Origin of the sequence: Streptomyces sp. NPDC000151, assembly GCF_040301705.1 — a bacterium.
GTDB lineage: Bacteria > Actinomycetota > Actinomycetes > Streptomycetales > Streptomycetaceae > Streptomyces.
This window is the reverse complement of the sequence record NZ_JBEPFC010000008.1, coordinates 78,898-104,881: the sequence shown is the minus strand read 5'-3', so window position 1 is coordinate 104,881 and position 25,984 is coordinate 78,898. Positions and strand designations below refer to the sequence as shown.

Genomic DNA, 25,984 nt, shown 5'->3' with positions numbered 1-25,984 from the left:
GCCGGTGGGTGCCGCTGCGCCCACCCGTGCCGCCCCAGAGGCACGACTGCCCGCAGCGGGGGGAAGGATGGTCAGCTCACCACCCGCCCCCGCAGAATCACCCGCCGCGGCGTACCGAGAACCCGTACGTCTTCCCGGGGATCCGACTCGTACACGACCAGGTCGGCCGACGCGCCCTCCACCAGGCCCGGCCGCCCGAGCCACTCCCGGGCCCCCCAAGCCGTCGCCGAGAGCGCGTCCAAGGCCGGAATCCCGGCCTTGACCAGCTCCCCGACCTCCTGGGCGACGAGACCGTGCGCGAGCGACCCGCCCGCGTCCGTACCGACGTACACCGGCACCCCCGCGTCGTACGCCGCCCGTACCGTGTCGTAGCGCCGCTCGTACAGCCGCCGCATGTGGTCGGCCCAGCGCGGGTACTTCTCGTCGCCACCGGCCGCCAGCTGCGGGAAGGTCGCGATGTTGACCAGCGTCGGTACGATCGCGACGCCGCGCTCGGCGAAGAGCGGAATCGTCTCCTCGGTCAGGCCCGTGGCGTGCTCGATGCAGTCGATGCCCGCCTCCACGAGGGGCGCGAGGGACTCCTCGGCGAAGCAGTGGGCCGTGACGCGTGCCCCCAGCCGGTGCGCCTCGGCGATCGCGGCCTCGACCGCGCCGCGCGGCCAGCAGGACGCGAGGTCGCCGGTCTCCCGGTCGATCCAGTCGCCGACGAGCTTGACCCAGCCGTCGCCCCGCTTCGCCTCCTGCGCGACGTACGCCACCAGGTCCTCGGGCTCGATCTCGTGCGCGAAGTTGCGGATGTAGCGGCGGGTGCGCGCGAGGTGACGGCCGGCGCGGATGATCCGCGGCAGGTCCTCCCGGTCGTCGATCCAGCGGGTGTCGGCGGGCGAGCCGGCGTCGCGGATCAGCAGGGTGCCCGCCTCGCGGTCGGTGAGCGCCTGCTTCTCACTGGTCGCCTCGTCGACCGCGCCGTGCGCGTCCAGGCCGACGTGGCAGTGGGCGTCGACCAGGCCCGGCAGCGCCCAGCCCTCGATGGTGGTGACGTCCCGCGCCCCGGGCGGCCGCTCGTAACTGACGCGTCCGCCGACGACCCACAGGCCGTCCCGTACGTCGTCCGGCCCGGCCAGGACCCTCCCCTTGATGTGCAGCACCGCGCTATCGCTCATGCACGCACTGTACGAGCCGGGCGTGAAGCGCTGGACAGGACGGTCGCCGAGGAAGAATCCCGGAAACCCCATGGCGCTCCGGGCTTTCCTTGCTGTACACCTGTTACCAGAGAATTGCCAATTCTTCAGGTGCGCAGCTTCCCGTATTCTTCTGCCCGCTTTTCCGCAGCTCAAACGCGTCGATTCGGGTGACCCGCAAGTCCCGTAATTCGGACGGATCTCGCGGCCGTTACGCACATGTGACCGACCCCACAGCCGGACTGATTTGCCCCGTATTTTCCGGGCAAACCAAGACATCCCAAGGGTCTTCCGTGCGCCCGTACGCCCCCGCGCGATAACACAGAACCCCCCGTCTCCGTAACCCCATCCCGCGATGCAATTTCGAATTTCCCTCGGTAAATTTAATTCGCATGACCGCCGCACAAGCAGACCTTGCACGTGCCCGAAGCGAATTCAGAGAAATGCCGGAGGGCTTCAAGCTCGATGCCCCGCGAGTGGAGGACGGGGCCGCCATCTGGCGCATCGCCCGGGACTCCCGCACGCTGGACCTGAACTCCTCCTACAGCTACCTGCTGTGGTGCCGTGACTTCGCCGCCACTTCCGTCGTCGCACGCGACGCGAAGGGCGAGCCGGCCGCCTTCATCACCGGCTACATCCGCCCCGCCCGCCCCGAGGCCCTCGTCGTGTGGCAGGTCGCCGTCGACGACGCGCACCGTGGCCGCGGGCTGGCGGCAGCTCTCCTGGACGGCCTCGCCGGCCGCGTCGCGCAGGAGCAGGGCATCACTCGCCTCGAAACCACGATCTCGCCCGACAACGCCGCATCGAACCGGCTCTTCGCCTCCTTCGCGGAGCGCCACGGCGCCTCCGTGGAGCGCGAGGTCCTCTTCGACGCCGGGCTGTTCCCCGAGGAGGGTCACGAGCCGGAGGTGCTGCACCACATCGGCCCCTTCGCCGCCCCTGCCCAGCCAGTGCGCTGAGCGCGCGCACCCCAAGACTTCCCTCTCTGTCACACCCCACATCCCAGGAGCAGCTGTGACCATCACCCAGCCGGATCTGAGCGTCTTCGAAACCGTCGAGTCCGAGGTGCGGAGCTACTGCCGCAGCTGGCCCACCGTCTTCGACCGGGCGCAGGGCAGCCGCATGTACGACGAGGACGGCCACGCCTACCTCGACTTCTTCGCCGGCGCCGGGTCTCTGAACTACGGCCACAACAACCCGGTCCTGAAACGCGCGCTGATCGACTACATCGAGCGGGACGGCGTCACCCACGGCCTGGACATGTCCACCACGGCCAAGCGGGCCTTCCTGGAGTCCTTCCAGAACGTCATCCTGCGGCCGCGCGACCTGCCGTACAAGGTCATGTTCCCGGGCCCGACGGGCACCAACGCGGTCGAGGCCGCGCTGAAGCTGGCCCGCAAGGTCAAGGGCCGCGAGTCGATCGTGTCCTTCACCAACGCCTTCCACGGCATGTCGCTCGGCTCGCTCGCGGTCACCGGCAACGCCTTCAAGCGCGCCGGCGCCGGCATCCCGCTGGTGCACGGCACCCCGATGCCCTTCGACCACTACCTCGACGGCCGCTACCCGGACTTCCTCTGGTTCGAGCGGCTGCTGGAGGACCAGGGTTCCGGTCTCAACACGCCGGCCGCCGTGATCGTCGAGACGGTCCAGGGCGAGGGCGGCATCAATGTCGCCCGCGCCGAATGGCTGCGCGCCCTCGCGGATCTGTGCAAGCGCCGTGACATGCTGCTCATCGTGGACGACATCCAGATGGGTTGTGGCCGCACCGGTGCCTTCTTCTCCTTCGAGGAGGCGGGCATCGTGCCGGACATCGTCACGGTCTCCAAGTCCATCAGCGGCTACGGTCTGCCGCTCGCGCTCACGCTCTTCAAGCCGGAGCTGGACGTCTGGGAGCCGGGCGAGCACAACGGCACCTTCCGCGGCAACAACCCCGCCTTCGTCACCGCCGCCGCCACCCTGGACACGTACTGGGCCGACGGCCAGATGGAGAAGCAGACCATCGCCCGCGGCGAGATCATCGAGTCCCACCTGCGGGCCATCGCCGAGGAGCACCCGCGGGCCGGCGTGGACTTCCGCGGCCGCGGCATGGTCTGGGGCATGGAGTTCGAGGACAAGACTCTGGCCAACAAAATCGCCAAGCGGGCCTTCGAGCTGGGCCTGCTGATCGAGACTTCGGGGCCGGAGAGTGAGGTCGTCAAGCTGCTGCCGGCGCTCACCACCACCCCCGATGAGCTGGACGAGGGGCTGCGCACCCTCGCCCGCGCGGTCCGCGACTGCGTCTGACCGACGTGTACGGGGCCGGCCGGCAGCCCGCCGGCCGGCCCTCGCGGATCTCACCACCCGCAGAACAGAAAGGTTTTGAACCACGTGATCGTTCGCTCGTTCAAGGACATCGAGGGCACCGACCGCCACGTCAAGTCCGCTTCGGGGACGTGGGAGAGCAAGCGCATCGTGCTCGCCAAGGAGGGTGTCGGCTTCTCGCTGCACGAAACCATCCTTTACGCGGGCACCGAGACCGACATGTGGTACGCCAACCACATCGAGGCCGTACTGTGCGTAGAGGGCGAGGCAGAGCTCACCAACCGCGAGACCGGTGAGAAGCACTGGATCGAGCCCGGCACGATGTACCTGCTCAACGGCCATGAGAAGCACACCCTGCGGCCGAAGACGGACTTCCGTTGCGTGTGCGTCTTCAATCCGCCGGTCACCGGTCGCGAGGACCACGACGAGAACGGCGTGTACCCGCTGCTCACCGAGCCCGAGGCGAGCTGACGCCGCTGGATCAGGCCCGCTGCCCCGTCCGGCAGTTGAGGAAGGCACGTACGAGAGGAGAGGAAGGCAACACCATGACCACCGCACCCGAGCGCACCGCCGACCTGTACCCGACCCGTGGGGCCACCGAGGTGATCACCCCGCGCCAGGATCCGGTGGTGTGGTCGCAGCCCGGCACGGCAGGCCCGTTCCAGCCGTCCGAGCTGAGCGACTTCGAACGCGACGGCTTCTTCGCCATCGAGGAACTGCTGACGCCGGACGAAGTCACGGTGTACCGCGCCGAGCTGGACCGGCTCACCCATGACCCGGAGGTCAAGGCCGACCCGCGCTCGATCGTCGAGGCGAAGTCGGACAAGGTCCGGTCCGTGTTCGAGGTGCACAAGATCAGCGAGGTGTTCGCCAAGCTGGTCTCCGACCCGCGCGTGGTAGGGCGCGCCCGTCAGATTCTCGGCTCGGACGTCTACGTCCACCAGTCGCGGATCAACGTCAAGCCGGGCTTCGGTGCCTCGGGGTTCTACTGGCACTCGGACTTCGAGACCTGGCACGCCGAGGACGGCCTGCCGAACATGCGCACGGTGTCCATCTCGATCGCGCTGACCGAGAACTACGACACCAACGGCGGCCTGATGATCATGCCGGGTTCGCACAAGTTCTTCCTGGGCTGTGCGGGCGAGACGCCGAAGGACAACTACAAGCGGTCCCTGCAGATGCAGGACGCGGGGATCCCGACGGACGAGGCGCTGACCAAGCTGGCCGACCGGCACGGCATCCGCCTGTTCACCGGCAAGGCGGGCTCGGCGACGTGGTTCGACTGCAACGCCATGCACGGCTCCGGCGACAACATCACGCCGTACCCGCGGAGCAACGTCTTCATCGTGTTCAACAGCGTGGAGAACGCCGCGGTCGAGCCGTTCGCGGCCCCGGTGCGGCGCCCGGAGTACATCGGTGCCCGGGACTTCACCCCGGTCAAGTGAACCGTCCCGCACGAGACGCCTCCTGTGAGACGTCCCGTAGGAGACGCGATCCCGTGGTGTCCTCTCCCTCGTGACGAGGCGCCCGGTTACGGGCCGGGGGGCCTTGGGTCCCCCAGGGGTCTCCGGCTCACAACCAGGCGAGTGACGCGGCCGTCGCCAGCACATGCTGAGCGGCGGCCGCGTCGCCTGCCTGGCCCCGGCTCACCTCCTGCGGGGTGAGCCGGCCGCCCACCAGCAGGCAGAGGTCGACCGCGTCCAGGACCAGTTCGGCGGCGACCGGCTCGGCGGCCGGGCCCAGTACCCAGTCGCCGCCCGCCTCGCCCTCCACCGCCAGCAGGACGGGCCGGGCCCCGTCCCCCAGCGCCAGGTCCAGGATCCGCACCGCGAGGGCCACCAGCCGCCGCAAGTGCACGGGCGGCGGCGCGGGCACGCCCAGGCCGAGCGCCCGCCCGATGTCCCGGGTGTGGATCCAGGTCTCGAACGCCCTGATTACATAGTGGTCGGCGACCGGCAGCCGGCGGCCCATCAGCGCCGTGGACAGCGCGGCCGGCTCCGCCTCCCGCGCCTCGGGCAGGTCCAGCAGCCCGTGCGCCTGCGTCCGCCACGCCTCGGCCGTCTCGGCGGGCGGCCGGGTGTGCTCGTACGTCACCACCTCTTCCGTACGCGCAGCCCAGCGCACCTCCCACGGCGCCGCGTCCCCGGCTCCCCCGGGTTCGGCGCGCGTCACCGGCAGCAGCCCCAGCCGCTCGGCCAGCGGCTCGTCCGCCGCGATCAGATGCGCGACCGTGCCCTGTACGTCCCAGTCGTGCACCACCGGCGTCCCCCAGCGCGCCGGCGTACCGTCCAGCTCGCGCAGCAGCGCCTCCAGGCTCGCGACCGCCGCGGCGTACGGAGCGGCGTGCGCGGCCGGCGCGTCGTGCCCGGTGCGCGCCGCGCGTGCCGACGCCATCAGCCGCCCCCGGCCGACCTTGTCCGCGCCCCGCTTGCCGCCCTTGGCCGGCTCGGGAGGCGGCCCGTCCAGCCGGTGCACCGCCTCCCGCAGCCGCGCCAGTTCCTCCGCGCACTCCGCGCAGTCCTCGACGTGCGCGCGGATGCGTTCCTCGTCGCCGGACATCACCGCGTCCAGCGCCCAGGCGGCGAGCAGCGCGTCGATCTCGGGGTGTTCCTCCGCGGGGTCCCAGCCCATCAGATGCCTCTCTCGACGGCCGGATCCGGCGGGTCGGCCAGCCGGTCGGCGAGGCTGCGCAGCGCCGCGCGCAGCCGGGTCTTGGCGGTCTCCTCGGGAATGCCCAGCTCCACCGCGGCCTGCCGGTAGGTGCGCCCCGCGAAGTACGCCAGGTGGAGCACCTGCCGCTGGGCCAGGGGGAGTTCGGCGAGCGCGGCGTGGAGCAGCGCGGCGTCGGCGAGCGCGGCCACGGGCTCGCGCTCCTCGTCGCGCACCCGGTCGACGGCCCGCCGGTGGGCGAACATGCTGAGCCAGGCGCGCAGCGAGCCGCGGGCCGGGTCGAAGGCGTAGGGGCGGGCCCACAGCTGGGTGAGCACCTCCTGGACGACGTCCTCGGCGGCGTTCGTGCTGCGGGTGACGCTGCGGGCGACGGCGTGCACCAGCCCGCCGAAGGCGTCGTACACCTCGCCGAGGGCGGACTCGTCGCCGTACACCAGGCGCCGGTGCAGGTCCTCGTCGCGCGGCGGGGTTGACGAACTAGCGGCTCTCCGGTCCACCGGCACCACCTCGTGAGGTCGTGCTGCCATTCGTAGCTCGCCGCGCCGCCGCGCGGTAGCCGTCCGCCCGGCCGAATTGCCCGGCGCCCGGGCGAGGCTAGCCTGACCTGGCGCCGTTCCGGCAGGGAACAAGCGGACACACGCGAACGACTCGAACCGAGGGAGCACCATGACCGTCGACCGGCGGCCGGGGATCGTCCTGACCGACCACGTCCTTCAGGTCCCGCTGGACCACGCGCGCCCGGACGGCGAGCGGATCGAGGTCTGCGGGCGCGAGGCCGTGGCGGCGGGCCGGGAGCACGAGCGGCTGCCGTGGCTGCTGTATCTGCGCGGCGGCCCCGGGCTGACGACGCCGCGCCCGCTCGCCCGGGAGTCCTGGCTGGACCGCGCGCTGCGCGAGTACCGCGTCCTGCTGCTGGACCAGCGCGGCACCGGCCGCTCCACGCCCGCGAACCGGCAGACCCTGGCCCGCCGCGGCGGCCCCTGCGAACAGGCCGACCACCTCGCCCACTTCCGCGCGGACTCCATCGTGCGCGACGCCGAGCTGTTCCGCCGCCACCTGATCGGCGAGGAGCGGTGGAGCGTACTGGGCCAGAGCTTCGGCGGCTTCTGCACGGTCCACTACCTCTCGTCCGCGCCCGAGGGGCTGCGCGAGGCCTTCATCACCGGTGGATTGCCCGGCCTGGACGCGACCGCACAGGACGTCTACCGGGCGGCCTATCCCCGCATCGCGCGCAAGAACGCGGCCCACTACGCCCGCTATCCGCAGGACGTCGAAGCGGTCCGGCGGATCGTCGCGCGGCTGCGCGCGCACGACGTCCGGCTGCCGGGCGGCGGCCCGCTGACCGCGGAGATGTTCCAGACGCTGGGGATGCTGCTCGGCGCCGGCGGCGGCTCGTACGTGCTGCACGACATCCTCGACGAGGCGTGGGTGCCGGGCGTCGGCGGTCCGGAGCTCTCGGACGTGTTCCTGGAGCGGGTACGCGCCCAGGTGTCCTTTGCCGCGCACCCGATGTTCGCCGTGCTGCACGAGTCGATCTACGGACAGCGGTCGGTGGATCCGGCCGGCACCGGCTGGGCGGCGCACCGCGTCCGTCCGGAGTTCCCGGAGTTCGACGCGGACCGGGCCCTCGCGGACGGCGGCCCGGTGTACTTCACGGGCGAGACGATCTTCCCCTGGCTCTTCGACACCGACCCGGCGCTGCGCCCGCTGAAGGAGACCGCGCAGGCGCTGGCGGAGCGGACGGACTGGCCCGATCTGTACGACGCGGAGCGGCTGGCGGCCAACGAGGTGCCGGTCGCGGCCGCGGTGTACGCCGACGACATGTACGTCGACCGGGAGCACGCGCTGCGCACGGCGGACCGCATCCGGGGCCTGCGGGTCTGGCTGACGAACGAGTGGGAGCACGACGGCCTGACCGCGAGCGACGGCGCCGTGCTGGACCGGCTGCTGCGGATGGTGCGCGGGGAGGTGTGACGGCTTCGGTCGGCGGTCCGGGCGGATGGCCGTAAGACACCCCCTAGGGCGCGGCCACCCGCCCGGGCACCCCCGTGCCGGCGGTCAGCCGGTGAGCGCCGGGTAGTCCACGTAGCCGCTGTCGTCGCCGCCGTAGAAGCTCTCCCGTACCGGCTCGTTGAACGGGCCGCCGGCCGCGAGGCGCGCGGGCAGGTCGGGGTTGGCGAGGAACAGCGCGCCGTACGCCAGGAGGTCGGCCTCGCCCTCCTCGACCAGGGACAGCTCCTCGGGCCCGGTGGGCCGGCCCTTGGTGGCGGGGTTCAGCACGAACGTGCCGCCGAAGCGCTTCCGCAGCCGCGCCAGCAGGTCCGCGTCCCACACGTCGCAGGTGTGCAGATAGGCCAGGCCCAGCGGCGCGACGGCCTCGACCAGCGCGGTGTAGGTGGCCTCGGGCTCGGGCTCCGACATGCCGTTGAAGGGGTTGCCGGGCGAGATCCGCAGGCCGGTGCGGTACGCGCCGATCTCCGCCGCGACGGCCTTGGTGACCTCGATGGCGAACCGGGCGCGGGCCTCGTCCGAGCCGCCCCACTCGTCGGTGCGCAGGTTGCTCGCGGGCGAGAGGAACTGGTGGATGAGGTAGCCGTTGGCGCCGTGGATCTCCACGCCGTCGAAGCCCGCCTCGATGGCGTTGCGCGCGGCGACCGCGAAGTCCGCGATGGTCTCGCGTACTTCGTCGTCGGTCAGCTCGCGCGGGACGACGCAGTCCTTCATGCCGTCCTGGGTGAAGACCTGCTGGTCGGCGGCGACCGCCGAGGGGCCGACCGGTATCAGGCCGTCCGGCAGCAGCACCGGGTGGCCGATGCGGCCGCCGTGCCACAGCTGCGCGAAGATCTTGCCGCCCGCGGCGTGCACGGAGTCGGTGACCGTACGCCAGCCCGCGATCTGCTCGGCGGTGTGCAGCCCGGGGGTGAGCGGGTAGCCGCGGCCCACGACGTTCGGCTGGGTGGCTTCGGTGATGATGAGGCCGGCCGAGGCCCGCTGGGTGTAGTAGCGGACCATGGACGGGGTGGGCACGCCGTCGGCGGTGGCGCGGTTGCGCGTCATCGGGGCCATGACGAGGCGGTTGGCGAGCGTCAGCCCGGCCAGGTCGACGGGGTCGAAAGCAGTGGTCAAGGCGTTCCTTTCACAAAAGCCTGTGCGGTCACCGGTCCCCAACACGGCCTGCCGCCGGGACATTCCCGACACCCCCAACTCACCGGTCCCGCTTGCTACTTGAGCAGCTTCAGCAGCCGGTCCACGTCGTCCGCCGTGTTGTACAGGTGGAAGCCGGCCCGCAGCTTCCCCGCCCGTACGGCCGCCACGACGCCCGCCTCGGCCAGCCGTGCGTGCGCGTCCGCGAGGCCGGGGACGGTGACGATCGCGGAGCCGGGTGCGGGCAGCGGCTCGTGCCCCAGCTCGGCGAGGCCGGCGCGGTACCGCTCGGCCAGCGCGGTGTTGTGCGCGTGCACCGCCGCCACCCCGATCTCTTCGAGGAGCGCGAGGGAGTGCCGGGCTCCGACGTACGAGAGGACGGCAGGCGGCTCGTCGTACCGGCGGGCGTCCTCGGCGAGCCGCTCGATCGGGCCGTAGTTGGACCGCATCGGGTCGGCGCCGGCCACCCAGCCCGCGTGCACCGCGGGCGGCTTCGGCGCGTCCGCGCCGACCACCAGGAACGACGCGCCCCGCGGGCACAGCAGCCACTTGTAGGCGCCGCCCACGACATAGTCGAACTCCCGGGCGTCCAGCGGCAGCCAGCCCGCGCCCTGCGTCACATCCAGCAGCGTCCGGGCGCCGTGCGCGCGGGCCGCGTCCCGGACGGCCGCAAAATCGGCGATCCGGCCGTCCAGCGCCTGCACCGCGGCGAAGGCGACCAGCACGGTGTCCGGTCGCACCGCGTCGGCGAGCCCCTCCAGCGGCGCGGTGCGCACCCGCAGCCCCGGCCGCATCGAGAAGGGGTTGGCCACCGAGCTGAACTCGCCCTCGGGGAGCAGTACTTCGGCGCCCTCGGGCAGCGAGGCGGCGATCAGCGCGCAGGACACGGCCACCGAGCCGCCGACGGCGACCCGGTCCGGGGTGGTGTGCAGCAGCCGCGCGAAGGAAGCCCGCGCCGCGTCCGCCGGGCCGAAGTAGTCGTGGCCCATCGTGCCGTACGAGGTGGCGACGTCGATCTCGTCGCGCAGCGCCGCCCTGGTCCTCGCGGGCAGCAGGCCGCTGGCGGGGGTGTTCAGATAGGTCGTCTCGGGCGCGAACTCCGCGCCGCCCAGTCGCTGTTGCGTCATTGCACCACTGTGATCGTTGCACGGCCCGGCGTCCATCCCGACAGTTCTTGGCCGGGCTCAAAGGACGGCTTGGAGAGGGGCCCGGAAGGCGTCTCCGTCGGGGTGGAGGGACCAGTTTTACGCACCCATGGGCGGTTTTGCGCTATCCTCCGGCGCTCGGCGATGCACTTGCCGTGCATCGGCCGTCCGCGCCGTCCTGCGCCGGTACGGTCCGGGCATGACTACGCCGCAAGAACGTCTCGGCTCCTGGGAGAGTGCCGGGACCGACCCCGCCGTCGGCCATCCCTTCGACCCCGCTGCCCTCCGGTCGCAGCTGGCACCCGGCGCGCGGGTGCTGGACCTCGGCTGCGGCAGCGGCCGGCGCACGGCCGCGCTCGCCGCACTGGGGTACGCGGCCGAGGGCGTGGACGGGTCGCGGACGCTGGTCGAGCGCGGGCGGCGGGAGCACCCCGGGCTGCCGCTCACGCACTGCCCCGGGCTGCCGCTGCCCTTCGAGGACGGGCGCCACGACGCGGCGCTGCTCTTCGCGGCGCTCGGCCGGGTGGTGCACGACACCGGGCAGCGCGCGCTCCTCGGGGAGCTGGCGCGCGTGGTGCGCCCGGGCGGGCTGGTGCACCTCAGCGACGTACCGCTGCAGACCGATCCGCGCGCGCGTGCCCGGTACGCCGCGTACGAGGACGAGTTCGGGGCTTACGGGGTCTTCCGCACCGAGGACGGCGCGGTGGTGCGGCACCACGAGCCGGAGCAGCTGCGGCGGCTGCTGCGGATGCACGGCTTCGCCGTCGCCGAGGAGCGCACCGACACCGTCGGCGCGCTGCACGGTCACTCCGTACGCCGGCTCCAGCTCATCGCGCGCCGGCAGTCAGCGTGAGCGCCAGGCTGAGGTGGGTGTCGTCGGGGGCCGGGCGGCGGCCCTCGTCCGGCCGCCAGCCGTGCCGGGCGTAGAAGTCGCGGGCCCGGCGGTTGTGCCAGTACACCTGGAGCCGGGCGAGGGGGTGGCCCGCCGCGTGCCAGGCGGCGACGCAGGCGTCGTGCAGCACGCTGCCGACGCCGCTGCGCCAGTGGCCCGGATCGACGTGCAGCTGGCTCAGCTCGACGCCGTCCGGGGGCACGTCCTTGCCGGGCCGGTACGCGGCGACGCCGACCGGCGCGCCGGACCGCTCGGCGCACAGCACCGTCGTCACCGGGCAGGCCAGGGCCCGCTCCCAGGTCTCGCGCGAACGGGCACGTTCGGCGGGCGTGTCCAGGAGCGCTTCGGGCAGCCGGGCGCTGAAGTACCGGGCGCGCGCCCCGGAGTGCAGCGCGGCCAGCGCGTCGAGGTCACGCGGGGCAGCGGCCCGGACGGTGAGGTCCGGGCCGCTCGCGGCATTCCGCACGGTGTCGTGTCCCGTCCGTCCGGCTACGCCTCGCGGACGCCGTCGACCCGGCGGGGCAGGCCGAGCGGGTTCTCCTCGCGCAGCTCGGGCGGCAGCAGCGCGGGCGGGGTGTCCTGGTAGGCGACCGGGCGCAGCCAGCGCTCGATGGCCGTGCCGCCGACGGAGGTGGAGGTGGAGGTGGTCGCCGGGTAGGGGCCGCCGTGGTGCTGGGCGGGGGACACGGCGACGCCGGTGGGCCAGCCGTTGACCACGACGCGCCCGGCGAGGGCGGTGATCTCGGCGAGCAGTTCGCCGCCGCGGCCCTCGCCCGCACCCTCGGCGGTGGAGAGCTGCAGGGTGGCGGTGAGGTTGCCCGGCAGCCGGCCGAGGACGGCGGTCGCCTCGGCGTCGTCGGCGTACCGCGCGACGACGGTCACCGGGCCGAAGCACTCCTCCAGGAGCAGGTCGTGCGGGCCGTCGGCGGCCAGCCGGGCCGCGGGCAGGGTGAGGAAGCCGGCGGACACGGTGTGCTCGCCGCCCGCGCCGGGCGTCACCGGGGCTTCCACGTCGGGGAGCTGGGCGCGGGCCTGCACCCCCGCGAGGAAGGCGTCCCGCATCCGGTGGTCGAGCAGCACGCCCGACTCGGTGTCGCTGACCTTGGCGGTGAGCTCCTTGACCAGCCCGTCGCCGGCCGCGCCTTCGGGCACCAGCACCAGGCCCGGCTTGACGCAGAACTGCCCGACGCCCAGCGTCATCGCGCCGGCCAGGCCCGCGCCGATCTGCTCGGCGCGCTCCTCGACGGCGTCCTGGGTGACCACGACGGGATTGAGGCTGCCGAGCTCGCCGTGGAAGGGGATCGGGTGCGGGCGGGCCGCCGCCGCGTCGTACAGCGCGCGGCCGCCGCGTACCGAGCCGGTGAAGCCGGCGGCGGAGACGAGCGGGTGGCGGACCAGCTCCACGCCCGCGTCGAAGCCGTGCACCAGGCCGACCACGGCCTCGGGGAGGCCGGTCTCGGCGGCGGCGCGGCGCAGCAGGGCCGCGCACAGCTCGGAGGTGGCGGGGTGGTCCGGGTGCGCCTTGACGACGACCGGGCAGCCCGCGGCCAGGGCGCTGGCGGTGTCGCCGCCGGGCACCGAGAAGGCCAGCGGGAAGTTGGAGGCGGAGTAGACCGCGACCACACCCAGCGGGATCTTGTAGCGCCGCAGGTCGGGGCGGGGCGGGGCGAGCTGCGGGTTCGCGTGGTCGATGTGCACGTCGAGGAAGGCGCCCTCGTCGACGATGTCCGCGAACGCGCGCAGTTGGTAGGTGGTCCGGGTCAGTTCTCCGGTGAGGCGGCCCGGGCCGAGCGCGGTCTCGGCGTCGGCGGCCTCGATGACCGCCTCGCCCGCCTGGTCCAGCAGGTCGGCGGCGCGGCGCAGGAAGGCGGCGCGCACGGTCCGGTCGGCGAGCGAGCCGCGGGCTTCGTGCGCGGCGCGTACGGTCGCGTCGACCTCCTCGGCCGTGGCCTCGGCCGCAACCTCCTCGCGCTGCTTCCCGCTGCGGGGGTCGACACTCCAGACTGGTGCTGCCACCGTGCATTCCTCCCGGGCCGAGTACTTCTGCAGTCCGGGCGTTGTTCGATATACTGAACTTCGTCCCGGAGTATGAATACTCTGGGACTCTATGACTGTCCGAACTGAGGGGTCAAGGGCGATGCCGGCTGCCGAGACCGGGGGATCACAGGTCAAGTCCGCGGTGCGGACGGTCGAACTGCTGGAGTACTTCGCGGGCCGCCCCGGGATGCACAGCCTCGCCTCCGTCCAGGAGGCCGTCGGCTATCCGAAGTCCAGCCTCTACATGCTGCTGCGCACGCTCGTCGACCTCGGCTGGGTGGAGACGGACGCCACCGGCACGCGGTACGGCATCGGGGTGCGCGCCCTGCTCGTCGGCACGTCCTACATCGACGGCGACGAGGTCGTGGCCGCCGCCCGGCCCACCCTGGACCGGCTCTCGGACGACACCACCGAGACCATCCACCTGGCCCGCCTGGACGGCACCAACGTCGTCTACCTGGCGACCCGTCAGTCGCAGCACTACCTGCGCCCGTTCACCCGCGTCGGCCGCCGGCTGCCCGCGCACTCCACGTCCCTCGGCAAGGCCCTGCTCGCCACGCACACCGACGAGCAGGTGCGCAAGATGCTCCCGGAGACGCTTCCCTCGCTCACCGAGCACACCACCACCGACCGCGAAGCGCTGATCGAGGAGCTGCACGCGGTACGGGAGCAGGGGTACGCCGTGGACCGCGAGGAGAACACCCTCGGGCTGCGCTGCTTCGGGGTGGCGATCCCGTACCGCACGCCGGCCCGCGACGCCATCAGCTGCTCGGTGCCGGTCGCCCGGCTCACCCCGGCCCACGAGCAGATGGTCAAGGACGCGCTCTTCGACGCCCGGGACCGGCTGACGCTGGCGACGCGCCGCCTGTAGTACTTCCGCCTTCTGCCTTCTGCGCGGCCGTGGCCGCTCAGGCGCCGGAGCCGCTCAGCTCCGTGAGGGCCGTACGGACCTCCTCCAGGTCCACGTCGGACGCCAGGCCCGCGTGGTACAGCCGCAGCTCGTCGGCGCCGGACGCGGCCGCGTGGGCGGCGTCGGCCGCGAGCGTGTCCGGGCTGCCGCCCATGCCCCGGACGACCGTGAAGTTCGCGGCACGGACGCCGCGCCCCGTGAACGGCGCCAGCGCCGCGGCACGGTCCGACGCGCTCCCGGTGCACGGCACGACCACCCCGTCCGCGTGGTCGAAGATCCGCTCGGGGTCGACGCCCGCGTTGGCGCCGCAGCGGTGCGGTGCGGGGTCGGCGTGCAGCAGGACGCGGAAGTCGGGCCCGGCGGCGGCCCGTACGGCGGCCACGGCGTCGCGCTGCAGCCGCGCGGCGGCCCGGTCCCGCCAGCCCGCGACCACCGCCGTGTACTCCTTGCCGAGCGCCTCGGCCACCTCGGCCCACTCCCCCGCACGGTCACCCGCTCCCCCGGCGCCGCCGCCCGCCCACACCGGGGCCAGCGCGCGCACCACGGCGCGGCGCAGCTCTTCGGGGTCGGCGCCCAGCGCCGCGTACCCCTGCCGGCACTCCGTACAGAAGCACAGCGACATCAGGTACTGCGCCGCGCCACTGAGGCCGACGCCGCCGGTCTTGTCGTGCGCGTGCAGGTGGGCGAGGCCGTACCAGCCGCAGGACTCCAGTTCGGTGCCGCGGGTGCAGGGCCGTACGGCGGCCTCGGCGGCCAGGGTGACGAGGTAGTCGTGCACTTCGGGGCGTGCGATGCAGGGCGCCCAGGGGTAGGCGTCCCCGTAGGCGTTGCGGACGACGGACTCCGGGTGCTCGGCGCCCAGCCGGGAGTTGTGCGCCAGCACCACCCAGGAGTGCACCTCCAGGCCCGCGTCGGTGAGCGCCCGGGCGGCCGCCGCGTACGGGTCGGGCCCCGATACCCAGTCCTGCGCATACGGGCGCAGCGCACGGCCGGCCCAACGCCCCGGGGACGGCGGGTAGAGGACGGCGGAGTGCCGGGCGGTGACGACGCGGTGCTCCGGGTGGCGCGGGGTGAGGGCGCGGGTGGAGTGGTAGGCGGCGGCGAGGGTGACCTGCCCGACGCCGAGCCCGGCGATGCGCCGCGCGGCGTCCGGGTCCCCGACGACGTCCCACGGGTAGAGAAAGGCGGCGGCGCGCATCGAGATCCCTTCGAAGAACCACAACCGCAGAGACGCGTACACAGACGCTGTGCAGACGCATCCATGGCCGGTGTCCATGTGAGTGAACGCGACGACGCTAAAACAGCGCACTCTGCGGGTCAAGAGCCCTTACCCGTCCACCATCTTGACCGGAGCACGTCCCTTCTTTACGTTGACGCCCATGACCGCACCCCGCACCGTCCTGCTCACCGGAGCCGCCGGCGGCCTCGGCACCCTGATGCGCGAACTACTGCCCTCGTACGGCTACCGACTGCGGCTCTTCGACCGCCTGCCCATCGAGGGCGAGCCGGACGCGATCGTCGCCGACCTCGCCGACCGGGAGGCGCTGCGCAAGGCGGTGCACGGTGTCGACGCGGTGATCCACCTCGCGGGCATCTCCCTGGAGTCCTCCTTCGAGAAGGTCCTGAAGGCCAACATCGAGGGCACGTACCACCTCTACGAAGCGGCGCGCGAGGAAGGCGTGCGGCGGATCGTCTTCGCCTCCTCCAACCACGCCGTCGGCTTCACGCCGCGCCCGCGCGACGGCTCGGCCGCGATATCCGTGAACACCCCGCGCCGCCCCGACACCTTCTACGGGCTGTCCAAGGGCTTCGGCGAGGACCTGGCCGCGCTCTACTGGGACCTGCACGGCATGGAGACCGTCTCCGTCCGCATCGGGTCCTGCTTCCCGCGCCCCACGTCCGTGCGGATGCTGTCGATCTGGATGAGCCCCGCCGACTGCGCCCGGCTCCTCCACGCGGCCCTCACCGCCGAGGAGGTCGGCCACACCGTCGTCTACGGCTCCTCCGCCAACACCCGGCTGTGGTGGGACCTGAGCAGCGCCCGCGCGCTCGGCTACGAGCCGCAGGACGACTCCGAGGAGTACGCCGCCGAACTCCTCGCCGCGCAGGGCGAGCTGGACCCGGAGAACCCCGAACACGCGCACCTGGGCGGCGCGTTCTGCACGGACCCGCCGATCTGGCCGTACTGAGGTCCGCCGCCCGTCGGTGGCCGATGGCGGCCGGTGTCGGCTGGTCGTGGCCGGTGGTGGCATACCGCACGGAACTTCGGGCGGTGTCCTCGCGTCCTTGAAGGCGTAACAACCCCTTGCAGGAACGAGGAACACCATCATGGGCATCGTCAGCTGGCTCGTACTGGGGCTGGTCGCCGGCGTCATCGCCAAGGTCCTGCTGCCTGGACGGGACCCGGGCGGCCTGGTCGGCACCACCCTGACCGGCATCGTGGGCTCCTTCGTGGGCGGCTGGCTCTCCACGAAGTTCCTCGACCGCCCGATACCGAAGGACTTCTTCGACCCGGCCATGTGGGTCGCCTCCATCGCCGGCGCCCTGGTCCTGCTGATCATCTACCGGCTGCTCTTCGGGAACTCCCGCGCCCGGAACTGATACGGCGCGCCTCGGTACTGAGGCGCGCGTCCCACGGCCGGCGGAGGATCGAGCGGGTAATGGAACCGTAAAGCGGTGCCGGTCGTTACTGGGGGCATGACCGCTATGACTCCTGGCTCGAATCTCCCGCTCTCCGCAGCGCGGGTCGCGGTGGACGTCACCGCTCCCGTGCGGCTGGACGTGTCGGGCCTGCTGCTGACCCCCGACGGCAAGGTCCGCTCCGACGACGACTTCGTCTTCTACAACCAACCGAGCGGTCCGGGCGTGACCCACACCGCGGGCACGAGCGGCGGCGGCGACACGATCACGGTGGACACCGCCGCCGTGCCGCCCGGCATCGACAAGATCGTCGTCACGGCGAGCCTCGACGCGCCGGGCGCCACCTTCGCCGGCACGGAGCCGACGGCGACGGTCCGCAGCGCCGACGACGGCAGCGTGCTCGCCACGTTCACCCCGCCCCAGCTGGGCTCCGAGACCGCCCTGGTGGTGGTCGAGGTGTACCGCCGCGGCGACGCCTGGAAGGTCCGCGCGGTGGGCCAGGGCTATGCGAACGGCCTGGCGGGCATCGCCACGGACTTCGGCGTCAGCGTCGAGGAGCCCGCGGCGCCGGTCGCGGCGCCCGTCGCGCCGCAGCAGCCCGCCACGCCCCCGGCGCCGCCGCACCCGGGCGCGCCGAGCGCCGGCCAGTGGGGCCCGCCCACCGGCGCCCCCGCCCCGCTCGCCCCGCCGACCGCCGTCCCCGGCGCCCCGGGCTCCCTGGGCACCCCCGCGCCGCCGCCGGCCCCGGCACCGTCCCCCGCCAGTGCGGGGAAGATCAACCTCGACAAGGGCCGCGTCAGCCTCCAGAAGAACCAGACCGTCTCCCTGGTCAAGGGCGGCCAACCGCTGCTCTCCTCCGTCCGGATGGGCCTCGGCTGGGAGCCCGCGTTCCGCAGCAAGGACATCGACCTCGACGCGTCAGTGATCGCGTACGGCCCGGACCGCAAAAAGATCGACAACTGCTTCTTCGGCAAGCTCGCGATCCTCAACGGCGCGATCCAGCACTCCGGGGACAACCTCACGGGTGAGGGCGCGGGCGACGACGAGGCGATCACGGTCCACCTCGGCGGCCTCCCCCCGGAGGTCACGGGCCTGGTCTTCACGGTGAACTCCTTCTCGGGCCAGAAGTTCACCGACGTCGCCAAGGCGTACTGCCGCCTGCTGGACGCCCAGTCCGGCGAGGAGCTGGTCCGCTTCGACCTGACCGGCTCGGAGAAGCGGACGGGCGTACTGATGGCCAAGCTGATCCGGCAGTACAGCGGCGAGTGGGAGATGACGGCCCTGGGCGAGTTCGTCGACTCCCGCACGGTCCGCGGCATGGTCAAACCGGCCGCCCAGGCGCTCTGACGGAGGCGAGTCGCTCCGCACGGAGGTCGGCGACGAGGGCAGCGTCCTCGACCGCACAAGCCAGGTACTGGACGGCCCTGCACAGTTCCGTCCTGGAGGCTGCCGAGTCGCCGACCAGCGCGCGAGCCCGGGACACGTCGGCCTTCGCCGTGCCCAGGATCTCGGCCTCCATGACATCGGCCAGGTGATTCACGATGCCGTCGCCCAACGGCACGTAGGCCGCCCGCCCTTCCTCGGTCCACGGCAGCCGTCGTAGGGTCTCCATGTCGTCGCTCCTTCGTAGCGTCGGCCATGCCCCGGGGCCGGGTGCGATCCGGCCGCCGGGGCCCTTTCGGGCCCAACCTTACGCGGTATCGCGGTTACGCGGTAGCACGCTGACGCGGCTCCGCGCACGCTGTAGGTATGGACCTTGATCGCTCAGTGCCGGTCTGGCCGCAAGTGGCCGCTGACCTCCGCCGTCGTCTCGATGCCGGAGAGTGGGACCTTGGTGAACGCTTCCCCGGCACGGTCACGCTGGCCGCTGAGTACCGCGTAACCCAGTCGACGGTCCAGAAGGCCGTCGTTCAGCTCCGTAAGGAGGGCCGCCTGCGCACGGTCCTGGGTGCCGGCAGCTACGTCACGGGTTGAGCGACCCCGCGACCCAGCTCGGCCACCGCCGCCAGCCGTCGGTAAGAGTCGAGCTGCGCGGCGCGGTCGTACGTGCTCGTGGTGACCAGTAGTTCGTCGGCGCCTGTGGTGGCGAGCAGGTCGGTGACGGCCGGGCGGATCTCGGTTTCCGTGCCGTGGATCTGGCCGGCCAGCGCCGCCTCGTAGAGCTGCCGCTCCTTGGCGGTCATCGTGGACTCGCGGGCGAGTACGGCCTCGGCCGGCTCCAGCGGCGGGAAGACCCCGTGCGTCCGGGAGTACGCCATCGACCACGCCTCCGGGAGCAGCAGCCGGCGGGCCTCCTCCGTGGTGGCGGCCACCGCGACGGTCGCGGAGACGACGACGTACGGCCGTTCCCAGAGCGGGGAGGGCCGGAAGGCCGCCCGGTAGCGCTCGACGGCACGCACCAGCGCCTCCCGGCCGCGCACGTCGCCGATCACCAGCGCGAGCCCGGCCTCCGCGGCGATGTCCGCGCCCGCCCCGGTGGCCAGCACGAACGCGGGGACGGTCAGTCCTTCGGCGGGCCGGGCGTGGACCTGCGGGTGGGCGGTCTGGGTGCCGGTGAACCAGCCGGTCAGCTCGGCGAGCCGGGCGCCGAAGTCCGCCGTGGCGTCCTTGCCGCTGCCCAGCGCCCGGCGGATGCCGTCGGTGAAGCCGACCGAGCGGCCCAGGCCCATGTCGATCCGGCCGGGGAAGAGCGAGGCGAGCACGCCGAACTGCTCGGCGACGACCAGCGGCCGGTGGTTGGGCAGCATCACGCCGCCGGTACCGACACGGATCCGCTCCGTGGCCGCGGCGACGGCCGCGGCGAGGACGGTGGGCGCGGAACCGGCCACACCCGGCACGCTGTGGTGCTCGGAGACCCAGAAGCGGTGGTAGCCGAGCTTCTCCGCCTGCTGGGCGAAGCGCACGGTTTCCTGGAGGGCTTCGGCCTGCGGCCGTCCGGCTCTGGTGCGGGACCGGTCCAGGACCGAGAATCGTGGGGCCGCTGTCGTCGAGTTCACCTTCCGTACAACGTTTTCCGCCGCCCAGGATTCCGGACGTCCGGCGGGCCGCCCCGGCGTCCCGGCGTCCGCCCGGCCGCACGCGAGGAGCCCGGATGCCCGCCGACCAGCCACCCGAAGTCCCCGCCCCCTCCCCCGCGCCCGTCCCCGCCCCTGTCGACGAGATCTACGGGACCTTCGACCTCAGTCATGTGCCCGCGTTCGCCGGTGGGTTCATCAACTTCGGGTACTGGGCGGACGCGCCGAAGGACGGTCCGCTGACCGAAGGCGACCGGATCCGTACGGAGCAGGAGCTGTACCGACTGGTCCTGCGCGCGTTCGAGCGTACGGAGGGGCAGGACGCCGTCGAGGTCGGCTGCGGGCTGGGGCTCGGCTCGGCCCTCGCCCTGTGCGAGTACGGCTTCGGCTCGGTCCTGGGGGTGGACGTGCATCCGGACCAGGTCGCCCGGGCACGGGAGCGGAACGCCGCTGTACGCGACGCGCACCCGGGGCGGCTGGACTACCGGCGCGGCGCGGCCGAGCGGCTGCCGCTGCCGGACGCCTCGGTGGACTGCCTGTTCTCCGTCGAGGCCGCCCAGCACTTCCCCGACGTGCCCGGCTTCGCGCGCGAGGCGGCGCGGGTGCTGCGCGCGGGCGGCCGGCTGGTGCTGACGACGTTCCTGGCCACCCACCAGGAGGCCGCCCGCGCGCTGCCCGGACTGCTGCCCACCTACGCCGACGGCCTGGACCTCGCCCACGTGGCGGACGACGTGACCGCCACGCTGGCGGCGGCCGGGCTGTCGGAGTTGCGGATCCGGACGATCGGGGAATCGGTGTGGGCCGCGTACGACCGGTACCTCGGCCAGGTCCCCGAGCTGCGCGACCTGTGGCCGCGCCGGTTCCTGACCGCGTACGAGAAGGGGCTGCTGGACTACTACGTGCTCACCGCCGACCGGCCGGAGAGCCCGGAAACCGGCTGATCCGGCCGGGCCGGGCTCCCCCCGGCCCGGCCGGTCGGGCGACCGGTCAGCGCTGCCGCCGCCAAGGACCGGTGATCGCGAGCATGATGCCCGGCTCCTGGATGTTGGCGAACAGGGTCTTCCCGTCGGGCGAGAAGACGGGCCCGGTGAACTCGCTGTACTCCGGCTCCTCCGCGGTGCCGATGTTCAGCTCGTTGCGCGCGACGGGGTAGGTCCGGCCGTCCTCGGTGGCGCCGAACAGGTGCTGCACGCCCTCGCCGTCCTCGGCGATGATCAGCCCGCCGTAGGGCGAGACGCTGATGTTGTCGGGGCCGTCGAAGGCGCCGTCCTGCTCGGGGTGCGGGTTGACGCCGAAGCGGACCTTCAGGGTCAGCGTGCGGCGCGCCGGGTTGTAGAACCACACCTGGCCGTCGTGCTGGACCGGGCTCTCCTCGCGGGCGAAGGAGGAGACGACGTACACGCCGCCGTCCGCCCACCACATGCCCTCCAGCTTGCGGGCGCGGGTGACCTCGCCGTCCTTGAACTGCTTGCGCACCGAAGTGGTGCGGGCGTCCCGGTCCGGGACCTCGACCCAGTCCACGCCGTAGACGGTGCCGGGCTCGGTCGCCCGGGAGAGGTCGTCGACGAAGCGGCCGCCGGAGTCGAAGCACTTGAACGCGGCGAGCACACCGGCATTGTCGGCCAGAGTGCGCAGCTGCCCGCGGCCGTGCTTGAAGCCCTGCGGCGGGGTCCAGCGGTAGAGCAGGCCGTTCGGGCCGGAGGCGTCCTCGGTGAGGAAGACATGACCGCGCTTGGGGTCGACGACGACGGCCTCGTGCGGGTACCGGCCGAACGCCTTGACGGGCTTGGGGTCCCGGTTGGCCTTCTGGTCGTACGGGTCGACCTCGAAGACGTACCCGTGATCCTTGGTCATGCCGTGGTCGCCGGCCTTGTCCTCGGTCTCCTCACCGGACAGCCAGGTGCCCCAAGGTGTGCGGCCGCCCGCACAGTTGGTGGAGGTGCCGGCGATGCCCACCCACTCGCTCACGTGCGAGCCGTCGTGCGCGACCTCGACGACCGTGCAGCCGCCGGACGCGGCCGGGTCGTAGACGTGGCCCCGGGTGAGCGGCACCGGGTGCGGCCAGTCGGCGCGCGGACCCTTGAGCTCGTGGTTGTTCACGAGCAGGGTCGCGCCGCGCTGACCCTCGAAGGTGGCGGTGCCGTCGTGGTTGGAGGGCGTGTACTCGCCGCTCTCCAGCTTGGTGACGCCGGTCCGGGTGATGATCTTGTAGCTGAAGCCGGCGGGCAGCGCGAGAATGCCCTTCGGGTCCTCGATCAGCGGGCCGTAGCCGAGGCGCGCGCCGTCCTGACCTGCGGGAACGTGCTGCGCCTCCGCGCCGACGGCGCCGGGCGCGGTGGCCAGCACCCCGACGCTGCCGGCCAGCGCCACTCCGGCGCCGGTGTACGCGGAGCGCTTGGCGAAGTCCCTGCGGGTGAGCGGCATTGTCGTCTCCAAGATGGCCGGTTCCTAGTCCCCTGTGTCTGCGCGGCACACGTTCCCGTGCGTCGCCGAACACCAGTTGAACGGGACACGACGTCCAGGAACCGTTTCTCCGCACGACGGAGAACCATGGCAAAGAAGGTCATCCACGGCATCCCACCGCCAACTACAAGATTTCTGGCTTTCCGCCTTGACCGCCGCGTTGCCCGGCAATAGACAGTGCCTACCCACGCACACGCGGTCCCCGCCCCGGGAGCCGTCGCCCGCCTGCCCGGCGCGCGCACGGCCGGGCGCCGGGTCGCCCACCGGGGAAGAGGTGGTCTGGTGTGAACCAGCCCGAGATGATGCGCGGCCCCACCGGCGGACAGGTCCCTGACACCGCACGCCAACAGGCGCTGGCGGACTTCATGAACCCGCAGCACCCGCTCGCCAACGTCGTCGGCTTCGGCCACGGCGTGAAGTGGACGGGCGGCGAGCCGACGGGCGAGGAAGCGGTCCTGGTCTTCGTGACCCAGAAGGTCCCCGAGTCGGTGCTGTCCGAACGGGACGTGGTCCCGCACGAGATGGACGACGGCACGCCGACGGACGTGGTGGCCGTCGGCCACGTCGCGGCCCAGCACCCCCGCCTCACCGCACCGGGCGGCACGGAGGAGCAGTCCGGCTTCGGCCCCGACGGCGGTACTTCACTGCTGGACCGGCCGCTGCTGGACGAGCTGGGCCGGGAACTCGGCCGGCTCCGCACGGCCGCCGAGCCGCAGCGCCTCACCCGCAAGATCCGCCCGTGCCCGGCCGGCTTCTCGGTCGGCAGCGTGCGGATCACCGCGGGCACGCTCGGCAGCGTGGTCTACGACCTGCTGCCCGACGCGCAGATCAACCCGCCGGAGCCCGGCACCGGCATCCCGGCGACGTACTACATCATGAGCAACAACCACGTGCTCGCGGACGCCAACCGGGCGCCGCTGGGCACCCCCGTGGTGCAGCCCGGCCCCGCGGACGGCGGCCTCGACCCGGCCGACCGGATCGGCACGCTGACCCGCTTCGTCGCGATCCAGTTCGCGCCGCAGGTCCCGCTGACGCAGCAGAACAACATCGTGGACGCGGCGCTGGCGAAGGTGGAGTTCCACGACGCCACCCGCCAGCAGTACTTCAACGGCCCGCCGCGGGCCTGGCGGCGCAAGACACAGGTGGCGGTGGGCGACCGGGTGAAGAAGGTCGGCCGGACCACCAACCTGACGATCGGCCGGATCCTCTCCACCGACGCGACCATCGACGTCTCGTACGGCACGGCCGGCACCGCGCGCTTCAAGGACCAGATCATCACCACCAACATGTCGGCAGGCGGGGACTCCGGTTCCCTGATCACCTCGGTCGACAATGTCGCCGTCGGGCTGCTCTTCGCGGGGTCGCAGCAGGTCACGATCGCGAACCACATCGAGAACGTCCGCGCGCTGCTGCGCGTCGAGATCGCCGAGCAACTGGCCTGACGGGGAGCGAAGCCATGACGAGCGCAGCCAGGAAGCAGGGCCAGGGGCGGGAGCACCGGTTCATCAACGCCCAGGGCTCCGAGGTCAAGACGCGCGACGAGGCCTTCGCCGCGCAGCGCGACGTATCGGCCGAGGCGCTGCGGGTCACCGCGAAGATGCGGCTCAACAACGGAGCGCTCACCTTCGACATGGAGGTGACCTACAACCCCAACACCTACCCGCACGTCGTCACCGGCGGCCGGATCACCTCCGGCATCTGCGGCGCCCCGTGGGACATCACCGGCGGCGAGCTCGGCCCCCGGCTGGTGCTGCGGGCCGCACGCCCCGGCGGATCGGGCACCTGTGCCCAGAGCATGACGGTCGTCGGCCAGTTCCAGGTGCCGCTGTCCTACCGCGGTACGTACGGCTTCAACGGCCAGTCCGCGTCCTTCCCGCACACGACGCAGTACTTGTGCTGAGGGCCCCGACGGACCGGCGGCCCGCCGGGACCACCCAGTACCGACGGGCCGTCAGCCGTCCTTCTTGGAGCGGGCCTTGAAGGCCGCCTTGCGGGCCTCCTTGGCCGCCTTCTTGTCCGGGTGCAGCCGGCCCATCGCCTCCAGGACGTCGGCGGTGGCCGGGTGGTCGACCCGCCAGACCGCGTCGAAGAAGCCGGTGTGCTGACCGACCAGCCCCTCGACCAGGTCCCGCAGCTCTGCCGCGTCCTCGTCGGCGGTGCCCAGCTGCGCCGCGAGGGTGTCCACGGTCAGCCAGAAGATCATCTCCTGGGAGGGCTCGGGGATGCCGGCCGCGCCGTGCTCGGCCAGCCAGACCCGGGCCAGCCCGCCCAGCTGCCGGTCGTCCAGTACCTCGCGGAGCGCGGGCTCGGCCTCCGGGCCGACCAGCGACAGGGTCTGCTGGCAGGCGAGCCGGCGCTGCGGCGCCCGGTCGTCGTCGCCGCGCGCGGCGGCCAGCAGGTCCCGGGCCGCGGTCAGGCCGTCGCGGGCCGCGAGCCACTGCTCGGACTCGGCCTGCGCCAGCGTCTCGGGGTAGTCGGGCAGCGCGCCGAGCAGCACGTCGGCGCCCTTGCCCGCGAGGTCGCCGACGGCCGGGGCCTCGACGCCCGCGTCCAGCATCCGCGCGCGGACCGCGTACATGCCGAGCGGGGTGAGCCGGACCATGCCGTACCGGCTGACGTCCTCCTCCTCCAGCGGCTCGGCGGACCGTACGGTCTCGCCGTCCTCGTCCAGCTCCTCGATGAGCGCCTCGTCCACCGGCTGGTACGCGACCAGGCCGATCGGCTCCAGCACCCGGAACTGGTCGTCCAGGCGCATCATCGCCTCGGAGACCTCTTCGAGGATGTCGTCGGTGGGCTCGTCCATGTCGGCCGGGACGATCATGGAAGCGGCGAGCGCCGGCAGCGGCACGCTCTGCTCCGGGTCCTCGGCCAGCGCGCAGAGCATGTAGAGGTTGCCGAGGATGCCGTCCAGCAGCTCGGCCTCGTCCTCCGGATTCCAGTCGATGGAGTCCAGGTCCAGCTCGCCGCCCTCGGCGATCTGCTCCACGAGGTCGCCGAGGTCGGGCGCCGCGGCGTCGGCCAGTACGGTCTCCATGCCGCCGAGCCAGATGGCCAGCACGTCCTGGGGGCTGCCGGCGGTCAGCAGGCGCAGCTCCTCGCCGGGCGTGGCGGTGCCGGAGGGGGCGCCGTCGGGCAGGTCCTCGTCCTCGCCCGCGTGCTCGTCGATCTCGACCAGGCCGGTGTCCACGGCCAGCTGCCACGCCTCGGCGGCGTAGCCGGTGCCGTCCTCGTCGACGGCCAGGCCGAGGTGGACGGCGGCCTCGGCGAGCTGCTCTTCGAGGAGGTCGCCGCCGACGCCGACCGGTACCTCGCGCTCGGCCCAGCGGGCGAGCTTCGCCGCTCGGGCGAAGAGGGGGGCGCTCAGCGCGTCCCTGGCCAGCTCCGCTTCGGGGTGCAGCCGCACCGGGGGAAGGGTGGGGCGCTCGTCGGACATCTAAGGTTCAGCTCCTCGGGCGGACTACTGCTGGTGCGTCGCCAAGCGTAGACGGAATCGTGATGATCCCGGGCTGTTCACCGGCCCGCCCGGTCCACCTTGACGGGCGGTTCACCGGCCCGCCCGGCGCCGTGCACCGGGCGAGTATTGACAA

General features: G+C 72.7%; 26 protein-coding genes. 14 read left to right on the top strand and 12 right to left on the bottom strand.

Translation table 11 applies throughout. The annotated features are described in order from the left end of the window. Nucleotides 1–71 precede the first annotated feature (71 nt). Nucleotides 72–1,163 (bottom strand): amidohydrolase family protein, encoded by a 1,092-nt coding sequence (locus tag ABT381_RS04910; protein WP_351587749.1) that lies wholly within the window; start codon nt 1,161–1,163, stop codon nt 72–74. Nucleotides 1,164–1,573: 410 nt separating this feature from the next. On the opposite strand from ABT381_RS04910, the gene ectA reads away from it, so the two are divergent. The 4 genes from ectA to thpD all read left to right on the top strand — a co-directional run bounded on the left by ectA (nt 1,574) and on the right by thpD (nt 4,927). Then, nucleotides 1,574–2,140 carry a diaminobutyrate acetyltransferase gene (gene ectA / locus ABT381_RS04905; RefSeq protein ID WP_351587746.1) on the top strand — a complete coding sequence of 189 codons (567 nt, stop codon included), beginning with the start codon at nt 1,574–1,576 and terminating at the stop codon, nt 2,138–2,140. A gap of 55 nt (nt 2,141–2,195) precedes the next feature. After that, nucleotides 2,196–3,464 (top strand): diaminobutyrate--2-oxoglutarate transaminase, encoded by a 1,269-nt coding sequence (gene ectB, locus ABT381_RS04900; RefSeq protein ID WP_351587743.1) that lies wholly within the window; start codon nt 2,196–2,198, stop codon nt 3,462–3,464. 84 nt (nt 3,465–3,548) lie between these two features. Beyond that, a complete protein-coding gene (locus tag ABT381_RS04895) occupies nt 3,549–3,953 on the top strand; it encodes an ectoine synthase (RefSeq protein WP_351587740.1) in 405 nt (134 codons plus the stop codon). Between the two features lie 74 nt (nt 3,954–4,027). Beyond that, nucleotides 4,028–4,927 (top strand): ectoine hydroxylase, encoded by a 900-nt coding sequence (gene thpD / locus ABT381_RS04890; RefSeq protein ID WP_351587737.1) that lies wholly within the window; start codon nt 4,028–4,030, stop codon nt 4,925–4,927. Between the two features lie 127 nt (nt 4,928–5,054). Here thpD and ABT381_RS04885 read toward each other — a convergent pair whose 3' ends face one another. Continuing rightward, entirely contained in the window at nt 5,055–6,113 is a 1,059-nt protein-coding gene (locus ABT381_RS04885) for a maleylpyruvate isomerase family mycothiol-dependent enzyme (protein ID WP_351587734.1), read from the bottom strand. Continuing rightward, entirely contained in the window at nt 6,113–6,679 is a 567-nt protein-coding gene (locus ABT381_RS04880) for a sigma factor (RefSeq protein WP_351587731.1), read from the bottom strand. Before ABT381_RS04880 ends, ABT381_RS04885 begins: the two co-directional genes overlap by 1 nt. A 139-nt stretch (nt 6,680–6,818) precedes the next feature. Between ABT381_RS04880 and ABT381_RS04875 the strand changes: the two genes are divergently transcribed. Then, on the top strand, nt 6,819–8,126 hold the full coding sequence (locus tag ABT381_RS04875) for an alpha/beta fold hydrolase (RefSeq protein WP_351587728.1): 1,308 nt from the start codon (nt 6,819–6,821) through the stop codon (nt 8,124–8,126). Between the two features lie 84 nt (nt 8,127–8,210). On the opposite strand, the gene ABT381_RS04870 is transcribed toward ABT381_RS04875, so the two are convergent. Together ABT381_RS04870 and ABT381_RS04865 are read right to left on the bottom strand one after the other, a co-directional pair. After that, entirely contained in the window at nt 8,211–9,278 is a 1,068-nt protein-coding gene (locus ABT381_RS04870; RefSeq protein WP_351587725.1) for an alkene reductase, read from the bottom strand. A gap of 95 nt (nt 9,279–9,373) precedes the next feature. Further along, the gene (locus ABT381_RS04865) at nt 9,374–10,459 is read right to left on the bottom strand and encodes an aminotransferase class V-fold PLP-dependent enzyme (protein ID WP_467754771.1); all 1,086 of its coding nucleotides are present in this window, start codon (nt 10,457–10,459) and stop codon (nt 9,374–9,376) included. A gap of 181 nt (nt 10,460–10,640) precedes the next feature. On the opposite strand from ABT381_RS04865, the gene ABT381_RS04860 reads away from it, so the two are divergent. Further along, on the top strand, nt 10,641–11,294 hold the full coding sequence (locus ABT381_RS04860) for a class I SAM-dependent methyltransferase (protein ID WP_351587720.1): 654 nt from the start codon (nt 10,641–10,643) through the stop codon (nt 11,292–11,294). On the opposite strand, the gene ABT381_RS04855 is transcribed toward ABT381_RS04860, so the two are convergent. Together ABT381_RS04855 and ABT381_RS04850 are read right to left on the bottom strand one after the other, a co-directional pair. Continuing rightward, the gene (locus ABT381_RS04855; protein WP_351587717.1) at nt 11,269–11,799 is read right to left on the bottom strand and encodes a GNAT family N-acetyltransferase; all 531 of its coding nucleotides are present in this window, start codon (nt 11,797–11,799) and stop codon (nt 11,269–11,271) included. The two genes, ABT381_RS04860 and ABT381_RS04855, sit on opposite strands and share 26 nt — an antisense overlap. 23 nt (nt 11,800–11,822) lie before the next feature. After that, nucleotides 11,823–13,349, bottom strand: a complete 1,527-nt coding sequence (locus tag ABT381_RS04850) for an aldehyde dehydrogenase (NADP(+)) (RefSeq protein ID WP_351587714.1) — start codon at nt 13,347–13,349, stop codon at nt 11,823–11,825. A 121-nt stretch (nt 13,350–13,470) separates the two neighbouring features. On the opposite strand from ABT381_RS04850, the gene ABT381_RS04845 reads away from it, so the two are divergent. Beyond that, nucleotides 13,471–14,241, top strand: coding sequence for an IclR family transcriptional regulator (locus ABT381_RS04845; protein WP_351587711.1), 771 nt, complete (start codon nt 13,471–13,473; stop codon nt 14,239–14,241). Nucleotides 14,242–14,278: 37 nt separating this feature from the next. On the opposite strand, the gene ABT381_RS04840 is transcribed toward ABT381_RS04845, so the two are convergent. Continuing rightward, complete coding sequence (locus ABT381_RS04840) at nt 14,279–15,478, bottom strand: hypothetical protein (RefSeq protein ID WP_351587708.1); 1,200 nt, start codon at nt 15,476–15,478, stop codon at nt 14,279–14,281. A gap of 181 nt (nt 15,479–15,659) precedes the next feature. Between ABT381_RS04840 and ABT381_RS04835 the strand changes: the two genes are divergently transcribed. From ABT381_RS04835 to ABT381_RS04825, 3 genes are all read left to right on the top strand, one after another. Continuing rightward, nucleotides 15,660–16,469 carry an NAD-dependent epimerase/dehydratase family protein gene (locus ABT381_RS04835; protein WP_351587706.1) on the top strand — a complete coding sequence of 270 codons (810 nt, stop codon included), beginning with the start codon at nt 15,660–15,662 and terminating at the stop codon, nt 16,467–16,469. A gap of 139 nt (nt 16,470–16,608) precedes the next feature. Then, nucleotides 16,609–16,881, top strand: coding sequence for a GlsB/YeaQ/YmgE family stress response membrane protein (locus ABT381_RS04830; protein ID WP_351587703.1), 273 nt, complete (start codon nt 16,609–16,611; stop codon nt 16,879–16,881). Between the two features lie 105 nt (nt 16,882–16,986). Further along, nucleotides 16,987–18,267, top strand: a complete 1,281-nt coding sequence (locus ABT381_RS04825) for a TerD family protein (RefSeq protein WP_351587782.1) — start codon at nt 16,987–16,989, stop codon at nt 18,265–18,267. Here ABT381_RS04825 and ABT381_RS04820 read toward each other — a convergent pair. After that, nucleotides 18,242–18,532 (bottom strand): hypothetical protein, encoded by a 291-nt coding sequence (locus ABT381_RS04820; protein ID WP_351587701.1) that lies wholly within the window; start codon nt 18,530–18,532, stop codon nt 18,242–18,244. The genes ABT381_RS04825 and ABT381_RS04820 overlap by 26 nt on opposite strands. Nucleotides 18,533–18,669: 137 nt before the next feature. Here ABT381_RS04820 and ABT381_RS04815 point away from each other — a divergent pair, with 137 nt between their 5' ends. After that, nucleotides 18,670–18,894, top strand: coding sequence for a GntR family transcriptional regulator (locus ABT381_RS04815; protein WP_351587698.1), 225 nt, complete (start codon nt 18,670–18,672; stop codon nt 18,892–18,894). On the opposite strand, the gene ABT381_RS04810 is transcribed toward ABT381_RS04815, so the two are convergent. Beyond that, nucleotides 18,879–19,916, bottom strand: coding sequence for an MsnO8 family LLM class oxidoreductase (locus tag ABT381_RS04810; protein WP_351587695.1), 1,038 nt, complete (start codon nt 19,914–19,916; stop codon nt 18,879–18,881). The two genes, ABT381_RS04815 and ABT381_RS04810, sit on opposite strands and share 16 nt — an antisense overlap. Before the next feature lie 95 nt (nt 19,917–20,011). Here ABT381_RS04810 and ABT381_RS04805 point away from each other — a divergent pair, with 95 nt between their 5' ends. Further along, the gene (locus ABT381_RS04805) at nt 20,012–20,875 is read left to right on the top strand and encodes a class I SAM-dependent methyltransferase (RefSeq protein WP_351587692.1); all 864 of its coding nucleotides are present in this window, start codon (nt 20,012–20,014) and stop codon (nt 20,873–20,875) included. Between the two features lie 46 nt (nt 20,876–20,921). On the opposite strand, the gene ABT381_RS04800 is transcribed toward ABT381_RS04805, so the two are convergent. Then, on the bottom strand, nt 20,922–22,358 hold the full coding sequence (locus ABT381_RS04800) for an alkaline phosphatase PhoX (RefSeq protein ID WP_351587779.1): 1,437 nt from the start codon (nt 22,356–22,358) through the stop codon (nt 20,922–20,924). Nucleotides 22,359–22,681: 323 nt separating this feature from the next. Here ABT381_RS04800 and ABT381_RS04795 point away from each other — a divergent pair, with 323 nt between their 5' ends. Next, complete coding sequence (locus ABT381_RS04795; RefSeq protein WP_351587689.1) at nt 22,682–23,839, top strand: chymotrypsin family serine protease; 1,158 nt, start codon at nt 22,682–22,684, stop codon at nt 23,837–23,839. A gap of 14 nt (nt 23,840–23,853) precedes the next feature. Next, on the top strand, nt 23,854–24,297 hold the full coding sequence (locus ABT381_RS04790) for a hypothetical protein (RefSeq protein ID WP_351587687.1): 444 nt from the start codon (nt 23,854–23,856) through the stop codon (nt 24,295–24,297). 51 nt (nt 24,298–24,348) lie between these two features. On the opposite strand, the gene ABT381_RS04785 is transcribed toward ABT381_RS04790, so the two are convergent. Next, complete coding sequence (locus ABT381_RS04785) at nt 24,349–25,830, bottom strand: hypothetical protein (RefSeq protein ID WP_351587684.1); 1,482 nt, start codon at nt 25,828–25,830, stop codon at nt 24,349–24,351. Nucleotides 25,831–25,984 lie beyond the last annotated feature (154 nt).

Excerpts from the sequence above, each read along its gene's own strand:
- ABT381_RS04820 (WP_351587701.1), bottom strand. The coding sequence starts at position 18,532 with ATGGAGACCCTACGACGGCTGCCGTGGACCGAGGAAGGGCGGGCGGCC.
- ABT381_RS04865 (WP_467754771.1), bottom strand. The coding sequence starts at position 10,459 with ATGGACGCCGGGCCGTGCAACGATCACAGTGGTGCAATGACGCAACAG.
- ABT381_RS04860 (WP_351587720.1), top strand. The coding sequence starts at position 10,641 with ATGACTACGCCGCAAGAACGTCTCGGCTCCTGGGAGAGTGCCGGGACC.
- ABT381_RS04910 (WP_351587749.1), bottom strand. The coding sequence starts at position 1,163 with ATGAGCGATAGCGCGGTGCTGCACATCAAGGGGAGGGTCCTGGCCGGG.
- ABT381_RS04835 (WP_351587706.1), top strand. The coding sequence starts at position 15,660 with ATGACCGCACCCCGCACCGTCCTGCTCACCGGAGCCGCCGGCGGCCTC.
- ABT381_RS04785 (WP_351587684.1), bottom strand. The coding sequence starts at position 25,830 with ATGTCCGACGAGCGCCCCACCCTTCCCCCGGTGCGGCTGCACCCCGAA.
- ABT381_RS04815 (WP_351587698.1), top strand. The coding sequence starts at position 18,670 with ATGGACCTTGATCGCTCAGTGCCGGTCTGGCCGCAAGTGGCCGCTGAC.
- ABT381_RS04845 (WP_351587711.1), top strand. The coding sequence starts at position 13,471 with ATGCCGGCTGCCGAGACCGGGGGATCACAGGTCAAGTCCGCGGTGCGG.
- thpD (WP_351587737.1), top strand. The coding sequence starts at position 4,028 with ATGACCACCGCACCCGAGCGCACCGCCGACCTGTACCCGACCCGTGGG.
- ABT381_RS04885 (WP_351587734.1), bottom strand. The coding sequence starts at position 6,113 with ATGGGCTGGGACCCCGCGGAGGAACACCCCGAGATCGACGCGCTGCTC.
- ABT381_RS04825 (WP_351587782.1), top strand. The coding sequence starts at position 16,987 with ATGACTCCTGGCTCGAATCTCCCGCTCTCCGCAGCGCGGGTCGCGGTG.
- ectA (WP_351587746.1), top strand. The coding sequence starts at position 1,574 with ATGACCGCCGCACAAGCAGACCTTGCACGTGCCCGAAGCGAATTCAGA.
- ABT381_RS04875 (WP_351587728.1), top strand. The coding sequence starts at position 6,819 with ATGACCGTCGACCGGCGGCCGGGGATCGTCCTGACCGACCACGTCCTT.
- ABT381_RS04805 (WP_351587692.1), top strand. The coding sequence starts at position 20,012 with ATGCCCGCCGACCAGCCACCCGAAGTCCCCGCCCCCTCCCCCGCGCCC.
- ABT381_RS04800 (WP_351587779.1), bottom strand. The coding sequence starts at position 22,358 with ATGCCGCTCACCCGCAGGGACTTCGCCAAGCGCTCCGCGTACACCGGC.
- ABT381_RS04830 (WP_351587703.1), top strand. The coding sequence starts at position 16,609 with ATGGGCATCGTCAGCTGGCTCGTACTGGGGCTGGTCGCCGGCGTCATC.
- ABT381_RS04790 (WP_351587687.1), top strand. The coding sequence starts at position 23,854 with ATGACGAGCGCAGCCAGGAAGCAGGGCCAGGGGCGGGAGCACCGGTTC.
- ABT381_RS04880 (WP_351587731.1), bottom strand. The coding sequence starts at position 6,679 with ATGGCAGCACGACCTCACGAGGTGGTGCCGGTGGACCGGAGAGCCGCT.
- ABT381_RS04840 (WP_351587708.1), bottom strand. The coding sequence starts at position 15,478 with ATGCGCGCCGCCGCCTTTCTCTACCCGTGGGACGTCGTCGGGGACCCG.